This is a genomic window from Acidaminococcus fermentans DSM 20731 (assembly GCF_000025305.1).
Taxonomy (GTDB): domain Bacteria; phylum Bacillota; class Negativicutes; order Acidaminococcales; family Acidaminococcaceae; genus Acidaminococcus; species Acidaminococcus fermentans.
In genome coordinates, this window is sequence record NC_013740.1 from 225,392 (window position 1) to 249,103 (window position 23,712).

Below are 23,712 nucleotides of genomic sequence, written 5' to 3' on the forward strand. Positions count from 1 at the left end.
ACGGTGATTTGACGGGCGGCCGGGCCTGCCGCCCCTGCAGGAACGATTTCCAGGGGCTGCTAAAGGGCAGCCCACACAACAACGAGGTGAACAACATGAATAAAAAAGTGCATTTCCATACCAACCTGGGAGATTTTACAGCTGAACTGTTTGAAGACAAGGCTCCCAAAACTGCCGGGAACTTTCTGGAACTGGTGGAGAAGGGGTTCTATGACGGGGTGATCTTCCACCGGGTCATCGATGATTTCATGATCCAGGGCGGGGACCCTACCGGTACCGGCATGGGCGGCCCCGGCTACACCATCGATGATGAATTCGGTCCCGGTCTGGCCCACAGCGGGGAAGGGATCCTGTCCATGGCCAACGCCGGTCCCAACACCGGGGGCAGCCAGTTCTTCATCACTCTGGTGCCTACTCCCTGGCTGGACGGCCACCATGCCATCTTCGGGAAAATCGTGGAAGGGATGGACGTGGTCCACAAGATCGGTTCCACGCCCACGGATTTCGCCGACCGGCCTCTCCAGGATGTGGTGATGGAAAAGGTGGAAGTCGTAAAGGAATGACCGCCTACGTCTATATGGTGCGCTGTGCCAACGGCGCCCTGTACACCGGCTGGACCAACGACCTGGCCCACCGGCTGGCCATGCACCGCAGCGGGTCCGGGGCCAAATACACCCGGGCCTTCAAGGCGGTGGACCTGGCTTATTTTGAGGAACTGCCGGACCGGAAAACGGCTCTTCGCCGGGAATATGCCCTGAAACAGTTGGCAAAAAAACAAAAAGAAGAGCTGGTCCGTCAATTTTCTCAAAAATCTTTGAAAATACCCTGAGTTTTCTGTATAGGCCCAATTCTTTTGCTTGTAAAAGTCCAGGGGTTATGCTAGAATGGAGAACAGAAACAACGGACTTACTGAATGTTGAACTCACGCAGGTATCACATATAGTTGGATCGTTTTTCGCAATATTTTTTAGGAGGCCAAGTAAAGATGACTGGCAAAGTTAAATGGTTTAATGCTGAAAAGGGTTATGGTTTCATCGAACGGGAAGATGGCGGCGATGTATTCGTTCATTTCTCCGCAATCCAGGGTGAAGGCTTCAAGACTCTGGAAGAAGGCCAGGCTGTAGAATTCGACGTTGTCGAAGGCAACCGTGGCGAACAGGCTGCCAACGTTGTGAAACTGTAAGATATACAGATATCTGCAAGGAACAACCAGCTTAGCAAAGAGGGGATATCGTGGAAACGGTATCTCCTTTTTTATTGTGCTGACCCCAGTATGCAAAGGAGAAGAAGATATGATCGGATATGGAATGGAGAACAAAAGGGGTGTGATCAGCGGAGGGACTTCCGGCATCGGCCTGGCCGCTGCCCGGATGCTGGTCCAGGATGGAGCCACCGTCTGGCTGGTGGGTCGGGATCCGGAACGGGGGAAGAAGGCCCTGGAAAGTCTTGAGGGACTGCCGGGGAAAGCCCTGTATCTCCAGGGAAATGTGAGCACCGTGGAAGGCTGCCGGAAAATCGCCGCCTGCCTCCAGCAGCATCATCAGGAACTGGATTTCCTGGTGAACAGCGCCGGGATCTATCAGGAAAAGCCCTTTCAGGATGTGACGGAAGAGGAGTATCAGCAGCTGATGGATGTGAATGTGAAGGGGACCATTTTCCTCACCCAGGCCCTGCTGGATCTCTTTGCCCAGGATGGCCCTTCCATTGTGAACATCGCCTCTGATGCCGCCCTGGAAGGGAATTACGGCTGCTGTCTGTATGCGGCTTCCAAAGGGGCTGTGGTGGCTTTTACCCGGTCCCTGGCTCTGGACCTGGCCCCCTGGGTCCGGGTGAACTGCCTGTGCCCCGGGGATGTGGATACGCCTCTGGTGGAAAAACAGCTGGCGGAAGGGGGCTATTCCCGGGAGTCCATGGCTTCCGTCTATCCTATGGGACGGATCGGGAAACCGGAAGAAGTGGCCCACATGATCTGTGCCGTCCTGTCTCCGCTCAATGGCTTCATGACCGGAGCCATCGTTTCCGTGGACGGCGGCCTGACGGCCAAATAAGGAGGATGCCATGAATCACAAACTGACTTCTGCAGAATATCTTTTTGTGGGCTCCATGCTGTTCGGCATGCTGTTCGGGGCCGGAAACCTGATCTTCCCGGTGCACATGGGCCAGCTGGCCGGGTCCCATTTCTGGGGGGCCAACCTGGGCTTCATTTCCACCGGGGTGTTCATGCCCTTCCTGGCCCTGATCGCTTTTGGGCTTTCCGGCAGCGGCAGTCTGGAAGAACTGGCCGGGAATGTGCATCCGGCCTTTGCCCGGATCTTTACGGTGCTGCTGTATCTCACCATCGGGCCGGCCTTTGCCCTGCCCCGGACCGCCACTGTTTCCTACCAGATCGGGATCGTTCCCTTTGTCAGCGGGAACCAGACCCTGGTGCTGGCCGGATTCACCTTCCTGTTCATGGCGGTGGCCCTGCTGTTTTCCCTGAAACCTTCCAAACTGATCGTTTACATCGGGAAATTCCTGAACCCGGTATTCCTGGCTTTCCTGGCCATCCTGGTGGCGGTGGCCCTGGCCCGTCCCATGGGATCCATTGCCGCCGGGGTGCCCCAGGGACCCTATGTGGACCATGCCTTCCTCACCGGGTTCAAGGAAGGATACAACACCATGGATGTGCTGGCCATGCTGGCCTTTTCCGTGGTGGTGATCAATACCCTGAAGGAACTGGGGGTATCGGATGCCCGGACCATTTCCGTGGACCTGCTGAAGGTGGGGATCATCGTGGTGTTCCTGATGGCCCTGATCTACACTCTGATCACCTGGCTGGGGACCTCCAGCCTGGGAGCGCTGGCCATCTCCGCCAACGGGGGCATTGCCCTGGCCCAGATTGCCCATGCCTATTTCGGACCGGTGGGGGGCATGCTGCTGGCGGCCATCGTGACCTTTGCCTGCCTGAAGACGGCCATCGGTCTCATCACCGCCTGTGCCAACACCTTTTGTGATCTGTTCCCCGGGAGCCTGAGCTATAAAGCCTACTGTGTGCTCTTTGCCGGGATTTCCTTCCTGATCGGGAATGTGGGGCTTACCCAGATCATCGTGCTGGCAGTACCCATCCTGATGTTCCTGTATCCCATGGCCATTACCCTGATCCTGGCATCCTTCGCCTCCGCCCTGCTGGGGAAGGACCGGCGGCTGTACCGGTGGCCCATGCTGCTGGCAGGGGTGGCGGCCTTCGGGGATGCCCTCAGCGTCCTGCCCAAAGGGCTCCAGGAAACCGGTGCCGTCCAGGCTCTGTTGGGGTGTTACCACCAGCTGCCCCTGTTTTCCCTGGGGATGAGCTGGCTGCTGCCCACCCTGGCGGCTCTGGCGGTTGCGGCTGCAGCCGTGAAACTGGGCGGAGTCCGGCGGTGAAATTTTGCGAAAATTGATGAAAAAGTGTATAATGAAAGAATGATGAATGTTTGAATCCATTGAAGGAGGGATTTCCCATGAAAAAAATGATGATGGCCACTGCAGTGCTGAGCCTGCTGCCTTTGACCGTGGCCTGTGCTTCTCCCCTGGCCAAGATTGCTCCTGGCGCTGCAAAAATCGATGCCAACGTCACGGTGGGCAACACTCTCAAATGGAAACAGGACGGGAAGACCACGGACTTTGGCGGTGACAGCCGGTACCGGGTGGGCGGCACCGTAGGGATCGCCGACAACCTGGGCCTGGATTACCGGTATGCGGCCCACGAAGGGGACCATGATGCCTCTGCCCAGTCCCATCAGGTCAGCCTGGTGTATCAGTTCAACCCGTATCTGTACGGGTACGGCGGGTATGTACGGAACCGTCTGAAACAGCACGGCTATCATGACAACAACAGCGGGTATCAGGTGGGGGCCATGGGCCGTCTGCCCATTACCGACAAGACCACCGGCTGGGCCAAGTTCGGTACCGGCAACAACATCACCCAGTACGAACTGGGCGTAGGCTACGCCTTCACCGACAACTGGGAAGCCAACGTATCCTACAACGACAGCAAGTACAAAGATTTCAAAGGCGATATCGACGCCAAGACCCACGAAGTGAATGTGGGGGTATCGTATAAGTTTTAAAAAAAGGAGATGTTGCACATCTTGTGTGACATCTCCTTTTTTGTCAGCTGACGGTTGACAGGGGTGTTGCTCATGCAACACCCCGTTTTTTATGCCCAAAAACCGCCCTTTTGTGACCAAAGTTCTCTGAGGACTCTGTGATTTTTTATAATAATAATGAATCACTATGAACGGAATCCCAGCTTTGAGAGAGGAGAACTCTTATGATGAACCATAGACTGACAGCAAGTATCCTGCTGACGCTGCTGGCTGCTCCCTGCCTGTGGGCAACCACCGCAGCAGCCAATGCCCCGGCCCATCCTGCCGGATACAACGACAGCGGGGTGGAACTGAACCGCACCCGCCAATACCTGGAACGACAGCGCATCGCCCGGAAAATCCAGGAAGGGCGGAATACCCAACCGGTGGAAGGGGCGGAAGGTCCGGAAGAAGCACAGAAGGGTGCCGTCCACTTCCTGCTGAAGCAGGTGGAACTGCCGGAATCCCAGGTCCTTTCCCGAGAAGAACTGCAGAAGATCACCGGAGCATATGAGGGGAAGGACGCGACCCTGGATGACCTGTATGCCCTGGTGGGCAAGATCAATGCCCTGTACCAGGAAAAAGGCTATCTGACCTGCCGGGCCTTCCTGGCACCCCAGACCATCCGGGACGGCCGGGTCAAGATCGACCTGGTGGAAGGGAAGAACGGCCAGGTGGAAGTCACCGGCAACCGGAGCACCCGGGAGAAATACATTACGGACCGGCTCCACATCGAACCCGGCCAGATTTCCTCCATGCACAGACTGAACAAAGACCTGCTCCGGTTCAACGCCACCAATGATGCCCAACTGCGGATCGCCCTGAAAGCCGGGAAGGAACCGGGCACCACGGACTACGTGATCGCAGTGCAGGAACCCCAGAAACAGGTGACCGGGGTGTTCTTTGACAACGCCGGCAGCAAGACCAGCGGCCTGTACCGGGCCGGTCTGTTCTGGCAGGACCGGGATCTTTCCGGGAACCGGGACCATCTGTTCCTCAGCACCATCCGGTCTGAAGGGATGAAAGCCGTGGCCGGCAGCTACAGCACCCCCATCAACCGGACGGGGACCCGGGCGGGCCTCAGCTACAGCACCAACAGCGTGCATATCACCGACGGCCCCTTCGAAGCCCTGGGGGTACGGGGCCATTCCTACGTGGCCACAGCCTTCCTGGTCGCTCCCATCGAGACCACGGAACGGAAAAAGTCCGAATGGGGATTTGAATACGGCCACCAGCGGTCTCAGACCGACTTCGGCACCAGCCTGGGCTTGCGGACACACTGGGTGGACGATACGGTGGATACGGGCCTTTTGTACTACGACCAGCTGAACTACGGAGATTCCTCCGTGCTGTACCAGAAACACGGATACCGGGTGGGCCGGTACAAGGACCTGTACGACAACCACCGGAACTTCGGCAAATACGAATTCAACGGCCTGTACCAGAAAGCCTACAAAGCCGGCCAGCAGTGGACCTTCCGTCTGGACGGCCAGCTGTCCAGCACCCAGTACCTGCCCAGCAGTGAAATGTTCTACCTGGGGGGCATGTACAGCGTGCGGGGCTATACGGAAAGCCTGATCGGCGGGGACGGAGGCTTCTCCGCCAGCGCCGAATACAGTGTACCCCTGGATAAAGAGCGAAAAGTGAATGGGTACCTGTTCCTGGACGGGGGCCGGATCTGGGGCAGCAGCGCCTTTGGAGACCGGAGCCTGATGGGTGCCGGCGTGGGGATCAAAGCGGACCTGACGGAGAAAATTTCCCTGAACGTGGCCCTGGGCCTTCCGCTGCAGCGGACCATCAACGGAGAAGAACAGAGCCGGGGACGGATCCATTTCACCGTCAACGGACAATTTTAAAGGAGGGCAGCCATGAGCGCCTTGTATAGAAACAAACACAAGAAAACGTACAAAGCTGTGAAACAGGATGACCTGAGCCGGAGAATCCTGGCTGCCTGCCTGAGCGTCAGCTTCGTCAGCCAGCCCCTGACCGCCCTGGCCGGGAGCATCACCGCTTTCAACGGGACGAACTATGTGGACAAGGATGGGGTATTCAATATCTACGCCCAGAAGTACAACGGCAAGAACAATGCCGTCAATCAGTTCAAGAATTTCCAGCTGGATGCCGGCAAAATCGCCAATCTGTATTTCCATACGGAAAACGACAGTCGGGAAGCCCAGAACCTGCTGAACTTCGTGGATACCCGGATTGATATCAACGGGACCCTGAATGCCATCCGCAACAAGCAGATCGGCGGCAACCTGTTCTTCCTGAGCCCCGGCGGCATGGCCGTGGGCAAGGGCGGTGTCATCAATACAGGGGCTCTCTATGTGATGGCTCCTTCCTGGACCCAGGATTTCACGGATAAGGATCAGAGATCCTATGAAATCCTGAAGGGGAACTTTGCCACCGGTGCCTATGGGGATACGGAACTGGAAGCCATCAAGAACGGGACTGCCAACATCCGGATCAATGCCAGCGGCACCATCAGCGTGCTGGGCAAGATCAACGCCGCCAATGATGTGAAGCTCTATGCGGGCAAGGTGGCTGTGGGCAGGAACCTGACCGAAGACACCATCGATGGTACGGCTGCCGGCGGCATCGAAAAGGGAGCGGCCATCAATACGGGCATTACAGATTTCTCACAGCTGGTGAAGCTGGACGCCGAACAACAGAAAGCCAGTGGACTGACCTCGCTGACCGCCGTAAAGGACGGCAGCGGAGACGTGGTCCTGTCCGCCCGGTCCGACGCGGCCAACAGCCTGGATCAGGCCTTCAATGATTTGGTGAACACCACCGGGCTTTTGGGCGGCACGGACATCAATGTCCCCAAGACCATCACGGCCAGCGTGGAAAACCATGGCACTGTGACGGCTGCCGGGGACGCTGCACTGACCGCCAAAGCCACCAACGGCTATTTCAAGGAAGGGGAGGAAACCTATTCCAGCAATGCCAGCGGCTATGCCCAGACCGTGGCCAAAGTGGATGTGCAGGGGAATGTGACGGCCCAGGGTGCCGTGGACATGAAGGCCAGCGCCGACAACACCTATGTGGACAGCGGCAATTCCGTTACGGATAAACTGGGGGATACTCTCAGCTACGTGGTGCCGGTGGGGGCCAATGTGATGCTGCTGAAAAACGAAGCCAGCGTCACTGTGGGCCAGGATGCCACGGTCACCGGGGATACGGTGAAGGCGGAGGCTGAGGCCAACCTGGACGGCACCGCCGGTACGGTGGCTGCCGGCAAGAAATATCTCAAACAGATTCCCAGCCAGATTCCGGCTGCCGGGGTGAGCTATGCCAAGGCGGACAACAAGGCTGCCGTCCAGCTCGACGGCAAGGTGAAGGCCACCGGCAAGGATACCACGGACAGCGACGGCAACAAGCAGGAAGCCCTGCAGGTGAAGGCCAGCGCCACTTCTTCCGTGACCAACAGTGCCAATGCGGTGGTTAAAGCCGGCCTGCTGGGTGCCGGTTCTTCCAGCATCGTGGCCGCCGTGGCGGTGACCAACAGCGACAACAATGCCCAGATCAAGGTGAACGGTACGGCAGAAGCCGATAAGGGCAGCGTGAAGATGGACGCGGCTGCCACCCAGAGCCTGAACACGGCGGCAGCCGCCCAGGCCCCGGATACCGCCGTGGGTACGGCAGCTGTGGATGTGATCGTCCACGATGGGGATGCCTCCATTGACGTACAGGGAACGGTGAGGGCGGACCAGGATGTGACCCTTACGGCCACCAACCATACGGAGGAAAATACCCACAGCGCCAACAACAACCTGGGCCAGGGCAAGTTCAAGGCCCAGCTTATGAAGGGGGTCATGAAGGCTGCCGATGTGCAGGGCATCGTAGGGAAAGTCAAGGAAAATCCCCTGGTGAAGGACGCCCTGAGCAAGGCTTCCAAGAATACGGGTACGCCTGCTTCCAGCGGCTCCACCAGTTCCAAATCCCTGACGGATGCCCTGGGGAACACCCTGTCCGCCGGGGCCGCCATCACCGTGGCCGACGAAACGACCACGGCCAGGGTGAATTTCGGCAAGAATTCGGTGACGGAAGCCAAGAACGGCTCCCTGCAAGCTTCGGCCAACAATACGGTGTATGATACCCTGCTGACCGCTTCCGGTGTCACCAGCACCTTCAAGAACACGGACAGTGATTCCGATACGGTGACCATTGCCGTGGGGTCCGTGTTCGGCGGCATGAAGAATTCGGCCAAGGTGACGGTGGAAGACGGGACGAAGGACAAAAAGGCCCAGCTGAAGGCAGGGAAGGACCTTTCCCTCAAGACCAGCACCCGGATGGAGTACAACCGGGTGGCGGAAATCAAGAAGGGGCTGGACGACAGTGTCCAGGCCGTAAAATCCGCTGCTGAAGAGATGAAGGACTGGAAAGAGATGGGCCAGCTTCCTGAACTCAAGGAACTTTATGATGAGCTGGTGACCCTGGAAAAGACCCTCGAGGGGATCAGCACGACTTTCTATACCAACTATCTGAAGCATGCCCCCGACGGGACGAACCTCACTGCGGAGGGAACGCTCAACGAAGTGACGAACCTGGCGGCCACCAGCTGGAATCTGTACAATCAGTTCCTGGAACTGCAGAACAAGGCCATGACGCTCTATCAGGATATCCAGGCCCAGGACCCGCTGCGCGCGGTCAAGGAAGAAGTACAGACGAAGATCACGAACCTGCTGACCAGCCCCATGGATGTGGTCAGCTCGTCCATGGAATACCTGAGCCCTAACAATTATGCCAATATTTCGGCGGCAGCTTCGGCCAAGGGCGGCCAGGATACGGCAGTGGCCACGGCGGCTTCCGTCACCGTTTCGGATTTCAATTTTGACAGCCAGGTGAAAGTGGGGAAGAATGCCCAGCTGACAGCCGGGGATACCCTGGAACTGAAAGCCGATGAAGCCATCAAAGATGTGACCATGACCGGCAAGAGCAAATTCTGGCTGAACAATGCGGCCACCGGCAAAGCGGACGGGGTGGGGCTCGGCGGCAGTTTCGACTACCAGGATTTCGACAATGATACGCTGGTCCAGGTGGACAAGGGCGCCAGCCTGACGGCCGGGGATATGGCCCTTGCCAGCAGCTCCGACGTGTTCCATACCGGGGTCATGCTGTCTGCCGGCAAGGCGGACGGCTCGGCCATCAGCGGCATGATGGCTTTGACCAACAGCGACAGCTCCAACCAGGTGCTGGTGGATAAGGACGCCCTGCTGAAGGCCGTGAAAGATGAGGCCAAAAAACATAGGGGCAGCATTGCCATCACCGGGTACAACAATACCAACGTGAACAATGCCATCCTGTCCCTGTCCGCTGGGAGTGGGGCCGCTGCAGCCGGAATGGCCGCGGCGGTGAACAACATTGATGTGACCAACCGGGCTGCCGTGGAAAACCTCACCACCAGCGACGATGATGACGACAAAGGCCAGATCGAAGCAGCCGCCCTCCAGGTAAATGCAGAGACCACCGGCCTGATGAACGCCGTCAGCGTGGCCGGAGGTGTGACCTCCAGCGGCACGGAACCGGAAAAAGGCAGCATGAGCACTGTGGGCAACCTGTTCGGCAAGGTAACGGATCCTGTGGGGACCGTCACTTCTGCCGTCGGGACCGTTTCCAATAAAGTGAAGGATGCCATCACCTGGGTGAATACCGGCGGCAAGAGTCAGGGCGGTACCCAGACCGTGGTGCCCACCAAGTCGGATACGGCGCCTTCCTTCAGCCTGGCCGGGGCCGGGAGCCTTTCCCTGAACCTGGTGGATGATACCACCCAGGCAGTGGTGGACGGCGCCACGGTGAAACTCAATAACGACGGAACCATGAGCGTGGGCGCCCGGGATACGGCCTATGTGGGGGCCTACAGCGGCGGTGCGGCCATTTCCCTGCGCAAGGGCAAGGGCAGCAAGGACAACACCAGTGTGGCCTTCAGCGGTGCCGTGGGCATGAACTCCATCGACAATACCATTGAAGCTGCTGTGCGCAACAGCACCCTGACCGGGGTGAAGAGCCTGGACATCGAAGCCCTGAGCGGCGGTACGTCCGTGGCGGCCGGTACGGCCCTGGCCCTTACCAAGAGCGGTCAGGCCGGCAATAACTTTGCCGGCGGGGCTTCGGCTTCGGTGAACCTGATCGACAAGGACGTCAAGGCCCTGGCGGAAAACAATACGGTGACCGGGAAATCGGCCACGGAAAAAGCAAACGTCGACGTGACGGCCTACGAAAGCGACCTGCAGGTTACCGGCGGCGTCAATGCGGACGTGGCCATCGGCGGTGGCAACGCGGCCGGCGGCAGCCTGACTGTGGCCAACATCAACAACAACCTGGAAGCCGGGATCCACGGCGGTACCTATGCCAACATCGGGGATACCCAGGTGCAGGGCCTCCTGGCCACCAAACAGATTTCGGCGGCCATCTCTGCCGGCGTGGCCGTGGGCGGCAACGGTACGGACAACGCTTTCACCGGTGCCATGCTCTACAACGGGCTGCACAATACGGTAAATGCGGACATTTCCAATAAGGCCAGCATCACGGCAGATTCCATCGCCGTGAAAGCCCACGATACCACCAGCGGTTCGGATGAGGCCAAGGCGTATCAGGATCAGCTGGGCAATTATAAAGAGAAAGAAACCATGCTCCAGGATGCGGGCATCGATACGGACGGTTCTTCTTATTACAAGACCTCCGATGCTGACAACGGCCTGGATACGGCCGGCGAAACCGTGGACTTCGACGGCAACAAGGGCAGCCTCAGTGTGGGTGCCGCCTTTGTGGTGGCCGGCTCCAAGGACAATGCAGCCGGCGCAGCCGTGAACGTGGCCAATCTGGACAATACCTTTGCGGCCAAGATCGATGGCGCCACCCTGACGGCGGATAAAATCACTTCTCAGGCCGAAGCGGACAGCCTGGCGGTGAACGTGACCGCCGGTGTGGCCGCCGGTTCCAAGGATTTCGGCGGGATGGGCAGCGTGACCTGGCAGGATCAGGACAACCGGATCCAGTCCCAGGTGACGGATTCCACCCTGACCACGGATGACCTGAAGGTGCATGCGTCCAGCAATGCCCAGGCCGTGAACGTGGCCGGTTCCGTGGCCTACGGCAAGACGGCAGGCGTGGGGGCCGCCCTGGCCTACAATGGCCTGGACAACCACATCGGTGCCTACCTGGCAGGCGGCAGCGTAACGGCGAAAACGCCGTCCACCGGTGTGAGCGTGGATGTGGAAGGCAAGAATACGGGCAAGATCTACGGCCTGGGGGCTGCGGTGGCCGCCAGCCAAAAGGCAGCCGTGAACGGGACCGTGGTGGTGAACCACGGCGGCAGTGACACGGAAGCCGCAGTGGGTGAAGTGCGCGCTGCAGACGGGACTAGTACGGCAAAAGCTACCGCGGTCACCAGCGCCAAAGCTGTGAAAGTGAAAGCCGAAAGCGACGATGTGCGGGTGGCTGCTGCCGGGAACGTCAGTGCCAGCGGCAAGGTGGCCCTGGGCGGTGCCGTGGCCTACAACGATGTGGGCGGTGCTTCCGCCAGCACGGAAAAAGCCAGCCAGAAGACCCGGGCTGCTCTGAACAAGACCACCCTGACCCATGTGAAGAACGGGTCCACGTCCGTCGAGGCGGTGGATGGTTCCACCCTGACCACGGCGGCTGTGGGCGTGGGTGGTTCCGGCAAGGTGGCCGTCCAGGGGGCAGCTGCCACGGCCCTGGTGAACAAGGCTGTGACGGCGGAAGTACAGGACAGCAAGGTTGATAAAGATACGGATAAAGGCGCCTATGTGACGGTCCAGGCGGACAGCAAGAGCACCATCAACAGCCTGGCTGTGGTGGGCGCCGGCGGCGGTGATTTTGCCGGCGGTGCCGGTGTCAGCGTGAACCGGATCAACCAGGATACCACGGCTGCCCTGAGCGGCAGCACGGTGAGAGACAGACATACCACCGTGCAGGCGGCAGGCGACTCGGCCATTACGTCCGTCGGTCTTGGCGCCGCTGTGGCCGGTAAGGCAGCCCTGGCGGGGAATATTGCCGTGAATCAGATCGGCAATAACGTGAAGGCTGCGGTGACCGGCAGCAACCTGACCAGCAGCGGCAACATCGGTGTACTGGCCAGCGGGAAGGAAAATCTGACCAACTTTGCCGGGACGGTGAGCGGTGCGGCCGGCAATGCCGGGCTGGGCATGGGCGTCAGCTACAATGCCATCACGGGCAATACGGAAAGCACCGTGGAAGGCAGTTCCCTGGAGGCCCGGGGCAAGGAAAACGGGACGGTGGGTGACAAGCAGAAGGGCGTGGTCGTGACTGCGTCTGGTCAGCATGCCCTGAACAGCGTGGCCCTGACCGCCGGTCTGGCCGGCTCCGACAATGTGGCCGTGGGCGCAGCCGGCACGGTGACCGTCAACAACATTGGCGGCACCACCCGGGCGGCGGTGACTAATACGGACATCAATAAAAATCTCGATAACAGCACGGCCGACGACGTGGCCGTACAGGCTGAGGATGTGACGAAGAGCGAAAGCCATGTGGGCTCCCTGTCCGTGGGCATCGGCGCCGATGGCGGGGCCGGTGTCAGCGCGGCTTCGGATACCCTGCTCCTGAGCCGGAATACGGCTGCGGAACTGAGCGGCACGGATACGGCGAAGAAGACCGTCAACGGCCGGAATGTGGCTGTAACGGCGGACCAGCAGTCCACGGTGGTCACCAACGCGGACGGTGTGGCCGGGGCTGGCGGGGTCTACGGTGCAGGTGCCGCAGCAGCAACGGCAGCGGCCACCAGACTGGATGGCTCCGTTACCGCCACCATGAAGAACATCACCAGCACCAACAAGGGGCTGGAAATCTCGGCCAAGCACGACCATAAGACCACTTTGGTCAGCGCTTCGGCAGCGCTGTCGGCGGCCATGGTTTCCGGTGCCGTGGGAGCTGGCGTGGGCGTGGTCAACGATGACTTCACCACGGATGCAGAACTGGTGAGCAGCACGGTTGCGGCGAAGAAAGACAGCAGCCTGAGCGATTCCGGTTCCGTGAATGTGGCGGCGGACAGCAGCACAAGTGTGACCACAGTGGTGGCCGGCGTGTCCGGTTCCGTGGGGGCTGCTGCTTCGACGATTTCCGTCAACAATGTGAACAGCCAGACTTCGGCAGTGGTGGACAACAGCAAAGTGACGGCCGATCAGGACTTCACCGTGGACGCCCACAATAAGGTGACCACCAAGTTCAATGCGGCCAGTCTCGGTGCAGGCGGTGCCGCCATTGCTACGGGCGTGGGTGTGAACACCATCGGCACCTCCACCCTGGCCAAGGTGAACCAGAGCACCGTCACGGCCCGGAAAGCGGCTGTTGCCTCCCGGGAAGAACTGGACGTGGATCAGAACCTGGTGGGCGCCACAGTGGGCGGCCTGGGCATCAATGCCAACGTGATGGTGACCTCCATCGGCACCAAACTGGCGGATACCTACGGCAGCAGCGATAACAAAGGGGCTTCCTTTGATACCGCCGCTGTGCTGCAGAAGGCCAATACGGCCCTGGATGCTCAGAAGACGGCCACTGCCGATGGCACTACAGCCAGCAGCAAGGTGGTCAGGGACACCCTCCACAATACGGATACGGGCGTCAAGAGCACCGATGCTTCCGGCGTCACTGCTTCTTCCGGCAAGAGGGATGCCAAAGGCACCCAGGTGGCTGTGGCGAACTCTGCCATCACCACGGCAGATACGCTGGATCTCAGCGCGGATCGCAAGACGGATGCCAAGATTACGGCGGCTTCGGCCAGCGTTTCGGGTTCGCTGGGGCTCAGTGCGACGGTTGCCGTTCTCGATGCGAAGAAGGATGCCGGCGTCAGCATCAGCGGCAGTACGCTGCAGGCGAACAACGCTCTCACTGTAACGGCTGATCAAAGCGGCAAGACGACCATCGATGCGTATCAGGCTAATATAGCCGGCGTGGCTGCTGTCAGCGCAGCCTATGCCCAGAGCAGCTCCAGCGGTGAGACGAAGGTCGAAGCCGTGGATTCCACGCTGACTTCCGACAACAACGATATCACAATGAGGGCAACGGACGCGTCCCAGACGGCTTCGTCAGTCTACGGCGCTACGGCAGGCCTCGTGACGGCCGGAGCCCTTGTTTCCAAGGCAGAGAATACGAGTGATACGGATCTTGCCATCAAGGGAAGTACGCTCGAAACAGCGCAGGGAACGGCTGACTTGCAGGCCGATAAGGCCAATATTGTGTCCGCAAGAACGTACGGTGGTTCCTTCGGCCTGGTCGGTGCCAACGGCGTCGTTGCCCTGGCAAGTGACGAGGGTGCATCCAAGATTCTCGTCGCGCAGAGCGACAGCAAGAAAAACAGCGTCTTCCGTGGCCAGACGGCAAGCCTGCAGGCTACGACCCGTCCGGCTGTCACGGCGGAAACGGGCAGCCTCTCTGTTGCCCTTCTCGGCAGTGCCAGTGCGTCTGTAGCAACGGCCTCTGCCAAAGGCGAGGCCGGCGTTCAGATAGCTGACGGCACGACGACTTTCGATGTTGACAAGGCAGAAATCACAGCCAGCGCCGAAAGCCAGAATGGAGAAAACAACAGTGAAGCCAAGGTCAAGGGCTTTGCAGCGGCCGGTCGCGGTACGGCTGTCGTCAATACGGCAACAGCCAATACGGACATCGATACAGAGGTGACACTGGGCAAGGCTTCCTTCAAGAAAGACAGGGGAACGGCTCTGAACGTGACCTCGGTCAATGCGACGCAGACCGCAGCCGATGCCCGCGGCATCACCGTTGGCGGACTTTTCGCCAGCGGCACGAATCTGGCCTATACGGGAAGCGGCACGGAAAACGATGCCAATATGGCGGCCATCACACTGACTGGCGACAAGACACAGCTCAAATCGCTGTCCGTCAATGCCAGCGGCACGACGCATAATCTGACGACGGCCGACGGCAGCGGCGGTGGCATGATCAGCGGTGACCTGGCCGGTGCGGTGGACAACAAGACATATACGGGCAGTAAGGTTACCCTGAAGGGCAGCTGGGATGTGAACGGTGACGTGGCTATCCAGTCGGCCCAGACGGACCATATGGACTTGAACGCCGATGCCACCAAGGCAGCCGTCGTCGGCGCCAGTGCCACCAAAGCCGATAATACGGCCAATGGGGCTGCTGATGTCGTATTGACGGGCAGCCAGATCACTAGTGGCGGCACGCTCACGGCCAAAGCGGACAGCAAGGCAAATCTCGGTCAGAACAAGGCGTATGCCGTGGAAGGCAGCGGGTATGGCGGTGTCGCGGTGCAGGGCGCCAAGCTCAATGATACGGTGAACCGCACGGCCACTGTGGATGCCAGCAATGCGTCCCTTACGAGCAGTGGCAGCCAGATTCTGGCAGCTGAATCGGGCGGCAAGATCAATGCGGCCGGCTACATCAAAGCAGCCGGTGCCGGCGCAGCTACCTGGGTGGATGTGGACAATAACCTGACCAGCCAGAATGCCATCCGTACCGATGGAAAGACATCCCTGCGCACGGATACGGCGAACGGCAATATCACCCTGTCGGCTTCGGACGACTGGGCTGTGACGGCCAAAGGCGTAGCCGATACCCAGGGCGGGGCCGCTGGCGGCGCTTCGTCGGATGTGAAGAACACTCTGCAGCGGACCAACAAAGTCGATATCCAGGGCAAAGTCTACAGCCTGAATGATGTCAATCTCTATGCGGGCAAAGACGCGAATGGCGTCATGGATAACCTGGACCTTACTGTCGAATCGGAAGCCTACAACAAGACGGCGCTTTCTGTAGCCGTTCCGAAATTCAAGGATACCCTGACACAGGCCAACCAGGTCGTCGTCGGCAAGGGCGCCGAAGTCTCCAGTGTACGCCATATCCATGCGTATGCAGATGAAGCCGATAAATACCTGCGGGAGCAGTCTGTGAAGTACACCTGGTATCACAGCGATGCCAAGGAAAATTTCACGAGTACGTCTGTGGGTAAGAAGTCCGACAGCATCAACGATAAGACGGATAACTATGTACAGATTGACGGCAAGGTGACGGCCGGCGCACAGAATAAGCAGAACATTGTCATCGGCGGGTCGGGACAGATTGTTGTCCTGGACAACGATGAACTGGCCGCCGTCAAAGCCGTCAAAGGACAGGAAAAGGCTGTCCAGCGGCCAACGATTGACGCTTCGAGCGGTATCGATACGGCAAAGATCACTTATGCGCGCATCGATTACGCCAATGCCCTGATGGCACGCTACTATGAACTGGCTACATTGATCAGTCAGTACAGTGACAGCAAGGACCTGACGGCTCTGAAAGGCTACCAGGATGAGCAGACGCGCATCTATAACGAACTCGACAACCTCGGCCTTCTTTCTAAGGCAATCGGGCCAGACGGCAAGGAGTATCTGGTGCCTGTCAGTGGGCTTACGGTGGATACCATCGTCCTGCCGGATATCGTCGCTTCGGGCGGCAATATCGTGGTGGAAGCAGGCAGCCTGAAGGGCGCCGGTGCGCTGAAGGCACAGGGAAGTCCGGAAGTCACCGTGGAAAACCATACGAATCTTTATCTGAAAGTGGGGGATGTGAAGGCAGTCAATCCGGGCGGTGAAATCCATTACAACGGCCAGTCCCTGGCCAAGGACGCTGCTGCCGTCATCAAGAGTGCCAATCAGGATGAAGCCGCTGCCGTCAACCTGACGGTCAGCACCGATGCTGCCACCAGTACCGGTGGAACAGTCACCATCAAGAGTGACTACGGCACGGCTGCCATCAAGGCAAAGATTGATGAAGTCGATGCAAAGGGCAAGAAGACGGGCAAGAAAGTCGATGCCGAACTCGTCCCGAAGGCCGATATCGAAATCAACGGCAATGTGGAGGCGGAAAATGGTGTCGTCAATGTAGAGAACAAGAACTACAGCATCCTCCTGCAGGGCGAAGGCAACCGCACGGCGGAAGTCAACGGCAAGGAAATCCACCTGACGGCCGGCAAGAGCATCAGCCAGGGCTTTACCCAGGGGATCGTCAACATCGGCGGCAACCCGGAAGAGCTGTACAAAGACAAGTATTTCAACAGCGAAGTAAATGAATTCAACAAAGCCTATGGCTATGAAAACACCTCCCGTGTCCATCGGGAAGACCGGACGCATGATGATGTGCTCAACGGCAGCGGTTCGCGCATTGCCGGTGATAACATCTACATCAATGCGTCGGACATCAATGTCAATGGCCTGATCCAGAGCGGCTATGGCAAATACGAAGTCACCGTTGCCGATGCAGTCACGTCGAAAGTCCAGAAGCTGGATCGCAGCTGGGCGCGTATGGGAAAACAGGATCTGTCCGATGCGGTCATCACGACAGGGACGTACTATCTCGTACAACCGGGTGGCAAAGTCCTGCAGACGGACGGCACCTACAAGTACCAGCCCGATGTCTACTACAACCCGTCGACGCAGAAACTGGTCATTCCCGATATCGATGCCCACGGCGGCAAGATTTATCTGAGCGGCCGCATTTCCAGCACGGGCAATGGGAAAATCGTTGCGCTGGATGGCGCCTATGATATCAGCGTGACCAATCCTACGAAAACGGATCTGCAGGTGGGCAAACTCATCAGCAACAAGAATGACGGCCTGATCAGCATTGCCGACTCTTCTACCAATCGGCTCACGGAATACACCCGCGGCAGCACGGTAGTCAAGGACCTGACAAAATGGGATAAGACCACAGGCGACTGGAAGGTTCTCAGCACTAGCGGGGCTTCTTCGCAGTACAATCCGCAGAAGAATCTGCGCTACAACTGGACCAGCGGCCAGAAAGTCACGACGAGGAAACACTACAAGCATGACCATAAAGCCGGTCTCTGGGGTGCTGTCACGACGCTGGATGAAACGGAACTGGCAAAGTATGAACAGGAAATTACGCCGCAGGATATGGGTCACAATACCTTTACCAATGATAACGGCGTCTATATCGATACGAGCAGTCTCACGAATAAAGACAAACAGTATGTCTTTGTTTACGACAATGTCGTCCTGAACAATGACCGGACGCAGCCAGTGGTCACCAAGCGCTGGAAGACAGGCTTCCTGGGCTGGTTCCATTGGGAACGCACAGAATGGGATACCAACACGGGTACGGCCCAGCAGTATGTGGGCAGTGTCAAGGCGGACCACGGCATCAATATCGGCTTCCTTGGCAATCAGGATGGCAATTCGGCCATCAATGTGACGAGCAAGGCTGGTGTCACCCTGGCCGGCAAGATCCAGTCCAGCCAGAGCGGTGCGGGCTCGACCATCACCATCACCTCGCAGAACGGTGCCATCAACCAGAATGGCGGCCTGCTCAAGGGTGACAACATCGAGCTCAGTGCCAAAAACGGCCTGACGAATATTGCCATCGAGTCTCTTGGCGATACGGTGAAACTCGACGCGGCCAATACCGGTAGCGGCAATATGAATATCACCGTTGATGGTGCCTATGGCAAAGCGGGTCATGTCGATCTCGTTCAGGCGAAGAACACGAATGGTGATGTCAGCCTGACTGTTTTGGGAAATCTGACCCAGAACGGCACGGCTGTGGCTGTCGAGGGCCATCGCATTGACCTCGTGAGCCGTCAGGGAAGCATCGGCACAGATACGGCGGCGTTGAAGGTGAAAACACCGGATACCGCTGTGGACGCGCTGAACCCGCTTTCCAGCAGTGTCAACGTCACGGCCAAAGGCAATATCCATCTGGCAGAAGACAGCGATATGCGTGTCGGCATCATCAAATCGACGGACAGTGATGTGAAGCTGGATGCGACGGGCAGCATCATCGACGCCCTGCCCAGCGGCGATACCATCGACCGCGGCAATACGGCAAACCTCATCCAGGGCTGGAAAGACCTCGGCCTGATCGAAGGCGATGGACAGTACAAGCAGAAACAGGCAGAAGATGTGGCTGAATACAAGGCCGGTGTCCAGTCTGAATTTGCCCAGTACTTGAAATTGAAATCTGTTTATGAAAAAGATGAAGAAGCAGCCAAAACAGATGCTAACTATCAGGTCCTGAAAGACCGCTATGGCGATTATACGAGTGCTGACGACTACCTGGCTGAAAGCGATACAGCCAAGAATCATCTGGCTGATCTGCAGAAGGCCGGTGCCGGCTGGACCGAAAATGAACTGCTCTATGCCATCAGCGATGCCATCGTCAATAAGCAACAGGGCAGCACGGATACAGAACTCAAGCAGGCGAACATCTCTGGTCAGAATATCACGCTCCACGCGAAGAACATTGGATCTGACAAAGCGGCCGAAGATGTTCTGGTCAAAGGTATCACCACGGATGAACGGCTCGACGATCTGAAGAAGGTTGTCAACGCCAATGTTTCCGATGTGGGCTATACCAAGAATGACAAGGGTGAAAATGTGTTCCGCATCTACGGCAAGGTGCCTGTGGGCATCGAAGCCAAAGGTGAACTGAATATCCAATCCGACGGCAATATCTATGTGGCCGGCCGTACCTTCGGCGAGAACAAGGATACTGTCCTGAAACTGGGCAAGGTAACGACCAGCACAGGTGATATCCGCGTTCTGGGCAAAGCCGGCGTGACCAACTCCCTGACGGATGGCAGTGCCAACCTGAACGGAAAGAATCTGATTCTCGAAGGCGGCAGTGCTGACATCGGGGCGGCGGGCAAGCCAATTGACGTCGACCTGACGGGCAGCCTGTCTGCTCTGACAGACGGCAGCATGTATATCAGCAGTGTGGGCAATCACAATCTGCAGCTTTCCGGGCTCTATGCCGGCAAGGATATGGTGCTGGCCTCCAAGAAGGATATCGCCATGAGTCCTGACGCATCGGCACAGGCTTACCTCAATGCCGGCAGACTACTTGATTTGAAGGCAGAGGGCGGCATCGGTGCAAAGGACAGCGGCGTACGCATCCTGGGGAATGGCGCAACCATCAATGCCGAAGCGAAAGATGGCAATATTTACCTGGCTGGCAAGAGCAAGGCCGGGGAACAGGACGGTCTTTTCCTGCTCGGCACGGTGAAAACGAGTCCAGGCCATACGATTGCTGTGGCGGCTGAAACCGACCTGAGCCTTGGGGACAATGAAGAAGCGTCGATGCTTGTGAGTCAGGTGCAGGCAGATACGGTGAATCTGTCCAGTGACAGAGAAATCGACCTGAAAAACGGCAACCTCACTGCTGTTACGCTGAAACTGAAGGCCGGCGGTTCCATCAACCAGACGGCAGCCCATGCCATCACGGCAAAGACGGTTTCTGTTGATTCGGCTTCTGGCATTTCTCTCGACAGTGGTGCCGGACTTGCAGATAACCCGAAGTTCAACGACTTCCAGACCGTGACCGTGAAGAACGGCAGCGATGCCACCGATGTGATCATTGGCAGCGGCGGCAGCAAAGACCTGACCGTTTCCTTTGACACTGACAGCAAGGCAAAGAATGTCACCGTTCGCAACTACGAGAACGGTGCGGTGAACAACCTGACCGTCAACGGACCGGTGACGGCTGCGGGAGGCATCAGCCTGGTCAATGACGAGGCTGATCTGAAGACTACGGGAACCCTCACCGTAGGCAGCGGCCGGCTCCATGAACAGGCAGTCGGGGCCCTGGAGAATGAAGACAGCCTGACCGGGGACGACATCATCCTGAACTCCACCAAGGGCATGATCAACAAGAGCCTGATAGCCACCCACAAGGTGGAATTGACGGCGGCCAATGATATCCTCAACCAGGGCATCGTGCAGGCAGGTACCTCTGTGAGCATGAAATCCGATACCGGCAGCATCAACAACAAAGGCGATGTGGAAGCCAAAGGCGGGGATGTGAACATGGATGCCAAGACTGACCTGCATAATAAGGGCGTGGTGAAAGCCAGCCAGGATACAGGGCTGAAATCCGGCGGCAGCATGGCCAACGAACAGGCAGTGACCGCTGGACGGAACCTGAAGATGAAAGCCAGCACGACGCTGACCAACGGCGGCGGCCTGACCGCTACCAACGGTTCCATCGAACTGGCAGCCCAGAAGGAACTCCTCAATCAGGGCGCAGTACAGGCAGGTACCTCTGTGACCATGACTTCCGTTGCCAGCAGCATCACCAATAACGGCGATGTGGAAGCCAAAGACGGTAACGTGGCCATGGACGCCAAGACCGACCTGCAAAACAAAGGGGCCGTGACGGGCAGCCAGAGTGTGGAACTGACCTCCGATACCGGCAGCATCACCAACCAGGCTGATGTGGAAGCCAAAGGCGGGGACGTGACCATGGATGCCAAGACCGACCTGCACAACCAGGGCGTGGTGAAAGCCAGCCAGGATGCAGAACTGACTTCCGGCGGCAGCATGGCCAACGAACAGGCAGTGACCGCTGGACGGAACCTGAAGATGAAAGCCGGCACGATGCTGACCAACAGCGGCGGCCTGACCGCCACCAACGGTTCCATCGAACTGACGGCCCAGAAGGAACTCCTCAACCAGGGCGCAGTACAGGCAGGTACCACTGTGACCATGACCTCCGCTGCCAGCAGCATCACCAACAAAGGCGATGTGGAAGCCAAAGGCGGCGATGTGACCATGGACGCAAAGACCGACTTGGGTAACCAGGGTGCGGTAACGGCCAGCCAGAGTGTGGGACTGAAATCCGGCGGCAGCATGGCCAACGATAAGGCCGTGACAGCCGGTCAGGATCTCACTATGGACGCCGGCACGACGCTGACCAACGGTGACGATCTTACGGCTGAGAATGGTGCCGTCGGCCTGACAGCCCAGAAGGAACTCCTCAACCAGGGCGCAGTACAGGCAGGTACCTCTGTGAGCATGAAATCCGATACCGGCAGCATCGCCAACCAGGCTGATGTGGAAGCCAAAGGCGGCGATGTGACCATGGACGCAAAGACCGACTTGGGTAACCAGGGTGCCGTGACGGGCGGACAGGGTGTGGAACTGAAATCCGGCGGCAGCATGGCCAACGATAAGGACGTGACAGCCGGTCAGGATCTCACCATGGACGCCGGCATGATGCTGACCAACGGCGGCGGCCTGACCGCTACCAACGGTTCCATCGAACTGACAGCCCAGAAGGGCCTCCGCCAGAACGGCAATGCCACGGCGGGCAGCAGCATCACCATGGATAACCAGCAGGACGGCGATCTTGTCGTAACCGGGGATGTCCAGAGCGGTACGGCTGCCACCATCAAGAACCAGAATGGCGATGTGACCATCGACGGGCAGGTGGAAGCGAAGACGGGTGACGCCACTGTGAAGACGGGCAGCGGCGATGTGCTGGTGAAAGGGAAACTGGAAGCCGGCAGCGATGCCATTCTCCAGTCCGACAACGGCAGTGTGACCATGGGCGGCAATGTGCAGGCTGGACGGGATCTCCAGGCCAGCACCCAGAACGGCGGCATCGTCTTCCAGGGCAATGTGGAATCCGGCCGGGATCTGACCGCTTCCGCCAGCCAGGGTGATATCACCTTTGACGGCAGGGTGGAGGCCGGCCGGAACCTGGATGCCCGGACCCGGCAGGAAGGCACCATCACCCTGCGGCAGGATGTGACCGGCGGTGGGGACCTCCGGTTCGCCACCAACGACGGTTCCATCCGGTTCGAAGGCAATGACTCCCAGAAGGTGGAAGACATCCATGTCACCTCCAAAGACGGGGAGGTGTCCATGACCATCACCGGCAGAGGCAATATGGAAGACAGCCACCGCCAGACTGGCGGCGACCGGGCTGTGGTGGAAGCCGGCAGCGGCAACATCACCCTGAAGCATACGGGCGTGGGCGACGTGGATCTGTATTCCCTGCTGGCCGGAAAGAAGGCCGGCGTGGAAGTGGAAGACGGCAGCCTGTACCTGGATACCATCAACGGGGATCTGATCGCGGTTTATGTGAAGAATCCCCAGAAGACCACGGCCATCGAACATATGGAAGCCGGCAGCCGGCTGTCCCTGTCCGGGTCCACCATCCATGTGGCGGAAATCAGCCAGAGACCGGGCGCCAGCAGCACCCTGACCCTGGATGTGGACGGGGCCGATCAGGCCGCACCGGTGGAAAGCCTGACCATCGGCGACATCAAGGCGGCCCATGGGGTGCGGATTCCGCACCTGTGGGTCCGCAACGGTGCCGTGAAGACCAGCCAGGGGACGCTGCAGCTGGATAAGCTGTTCGTACTGGACAAGGCCACCTTCAGCAACGGCACCATGATCACCGATGTTTTCGGGACCACCCCGCGCACCGATGAACGGGTGCACAGTGTGTACTGGATCAACACGAAGCTGGGCCGGCCCCAGGAGAACCTGAGCCAGTGGCTGGCTGAGGCAGGCCGGGGCGACCGGTGGATGTACCTGCTGTTCGACCGGCAGGGTCACACCCAGTTCAGCAACGGCAACCTGGTGGATCTGGATCCTCACAACTACGTGTACAACCAGCGGTACAGCGAGACCAACTGGACCCGTACCATGGAAGACCGGGACTTCAGCAACTTCTGGACTCCCTGCTTCCATCCGGAACTGACTTATTCCAGCCGGTATGATCTGGTGGATGGGTCCCAGGCGGTATCCCAGCCGGCCAACGGTGAAATCACCGTGGAAGAAGTGTAAGGAAAAGCAGCGGAAGCAGCCCC

Annotated in this window: 8 protein-coding genes; all 8 read left to right on the plus strand. The window is 58.6% G+C overall.

Annotation, left to right across the window (positions count from 1 at the left end):
- Positions 1-95: 95 nt before the first annotated feature.
- The 8 genes from ACFER_RS01025 to ACFER_RS01060 all read left to right on the plus strand — a co-directional run bounded on the left by ACFER_RS01025 (position 96) and on the right by ACFER_RS01060 (position 23,689).
- Positions 96-563 carry a peptidylprolyl isomerase gene (locus tag ACFER_RS01025; protein WP_012937593.1) on the plus strand — a complete coding sequence of 156 codons (468 nt, stop codon included), beginning with the start codon at positions 96-98 and terminating at the stop codon, positions 561-563.
- Complete coding sequence (locus tag ACFER_RS01030) at positions 560-829, plus strand: GIY-YIG nuclease family protein (RefSeq protein ID WP_012937594.1); 270 nt, start codon at positions 560-562, stop codon at positions 827-829. The genes ACFER_RS01025 and ACFER_RS01030 overlap by 4 nt, the downstream gene beginning before the upstream one ends.
- Positions 830-985: 156 nt before the next feature.
- Positions 986-1,183, plus strand: coding sequence for a cold shock domain-containing protein (locus ACFER_RS01035; RefSeq protein ID WP_009015310.1), 198 nt, complete (start codon positions 986-988; stop codon positions 1,181-1,183).
- Between the two features lie 109 nt (positions 1,184-1,292).
- The gene (locus ACFER_RS01040; RefSeq protein WP_012937595.1) at positions 1,293-2,048 is read left to right on the plus strand and encodes an SDR family NAD(P)-dependent oxidoreductase; all 756 of its coding nucleotides are present in this window, start codon (positions 1,293-1,295) and stop codon (positions 2,046-2,048) included.
- 10 nt (positions 2,049-2,058) lie between these two features.
- Positions 2,059-3,402, plus strand: a complete 1,344-nt coding sequence (gene brnQ / locus ACFER_RS01045; protein WP_012937596.1) for a branched-chain amino acid transport system II carrier protein — start codon at positions 2,059-2,061, stop codon at positions 3,400-3,402.
- Between the two features lie 77 nt (positions 3,403-3,479).
- On the plus strand, positions 3,480-4,088 hold the full coding sequence (locus tag ACFER_RS01050; RefSeq protein ID WP_012937597.1) for a porin family protein: 609 nt from the start codon (positions 3,480-3,482) through the stop codon (positions 4,086-4,088).
- 203 nt (positions 4,089-4,291) lie between these two features.
- Entirely contained in the window at positions 4,292-5,962 is a 1,671-nt protein-coding gene (locus ACFER_RS01055; RefSeq protein ID WP_012937598.1) for a ShlB/FhaC/HecB family hemolysin secretion/activation protein, read from the plus strand.
- A 12-nt stretch (positions 5,963-5,974) separates the two neighbouring features.
- Entirely contained in the window at positions 5,975-23,689 is a 17,715-nt protein-coding gene (locus tag ACFER_RS01060) for a leukotoxin LktA family filamentous adhesin (RefSeq protein WP_012937599.1), read from the plus strand.
- Positions 23,690-23,712 lie beyond the last annotated feature (23 nt).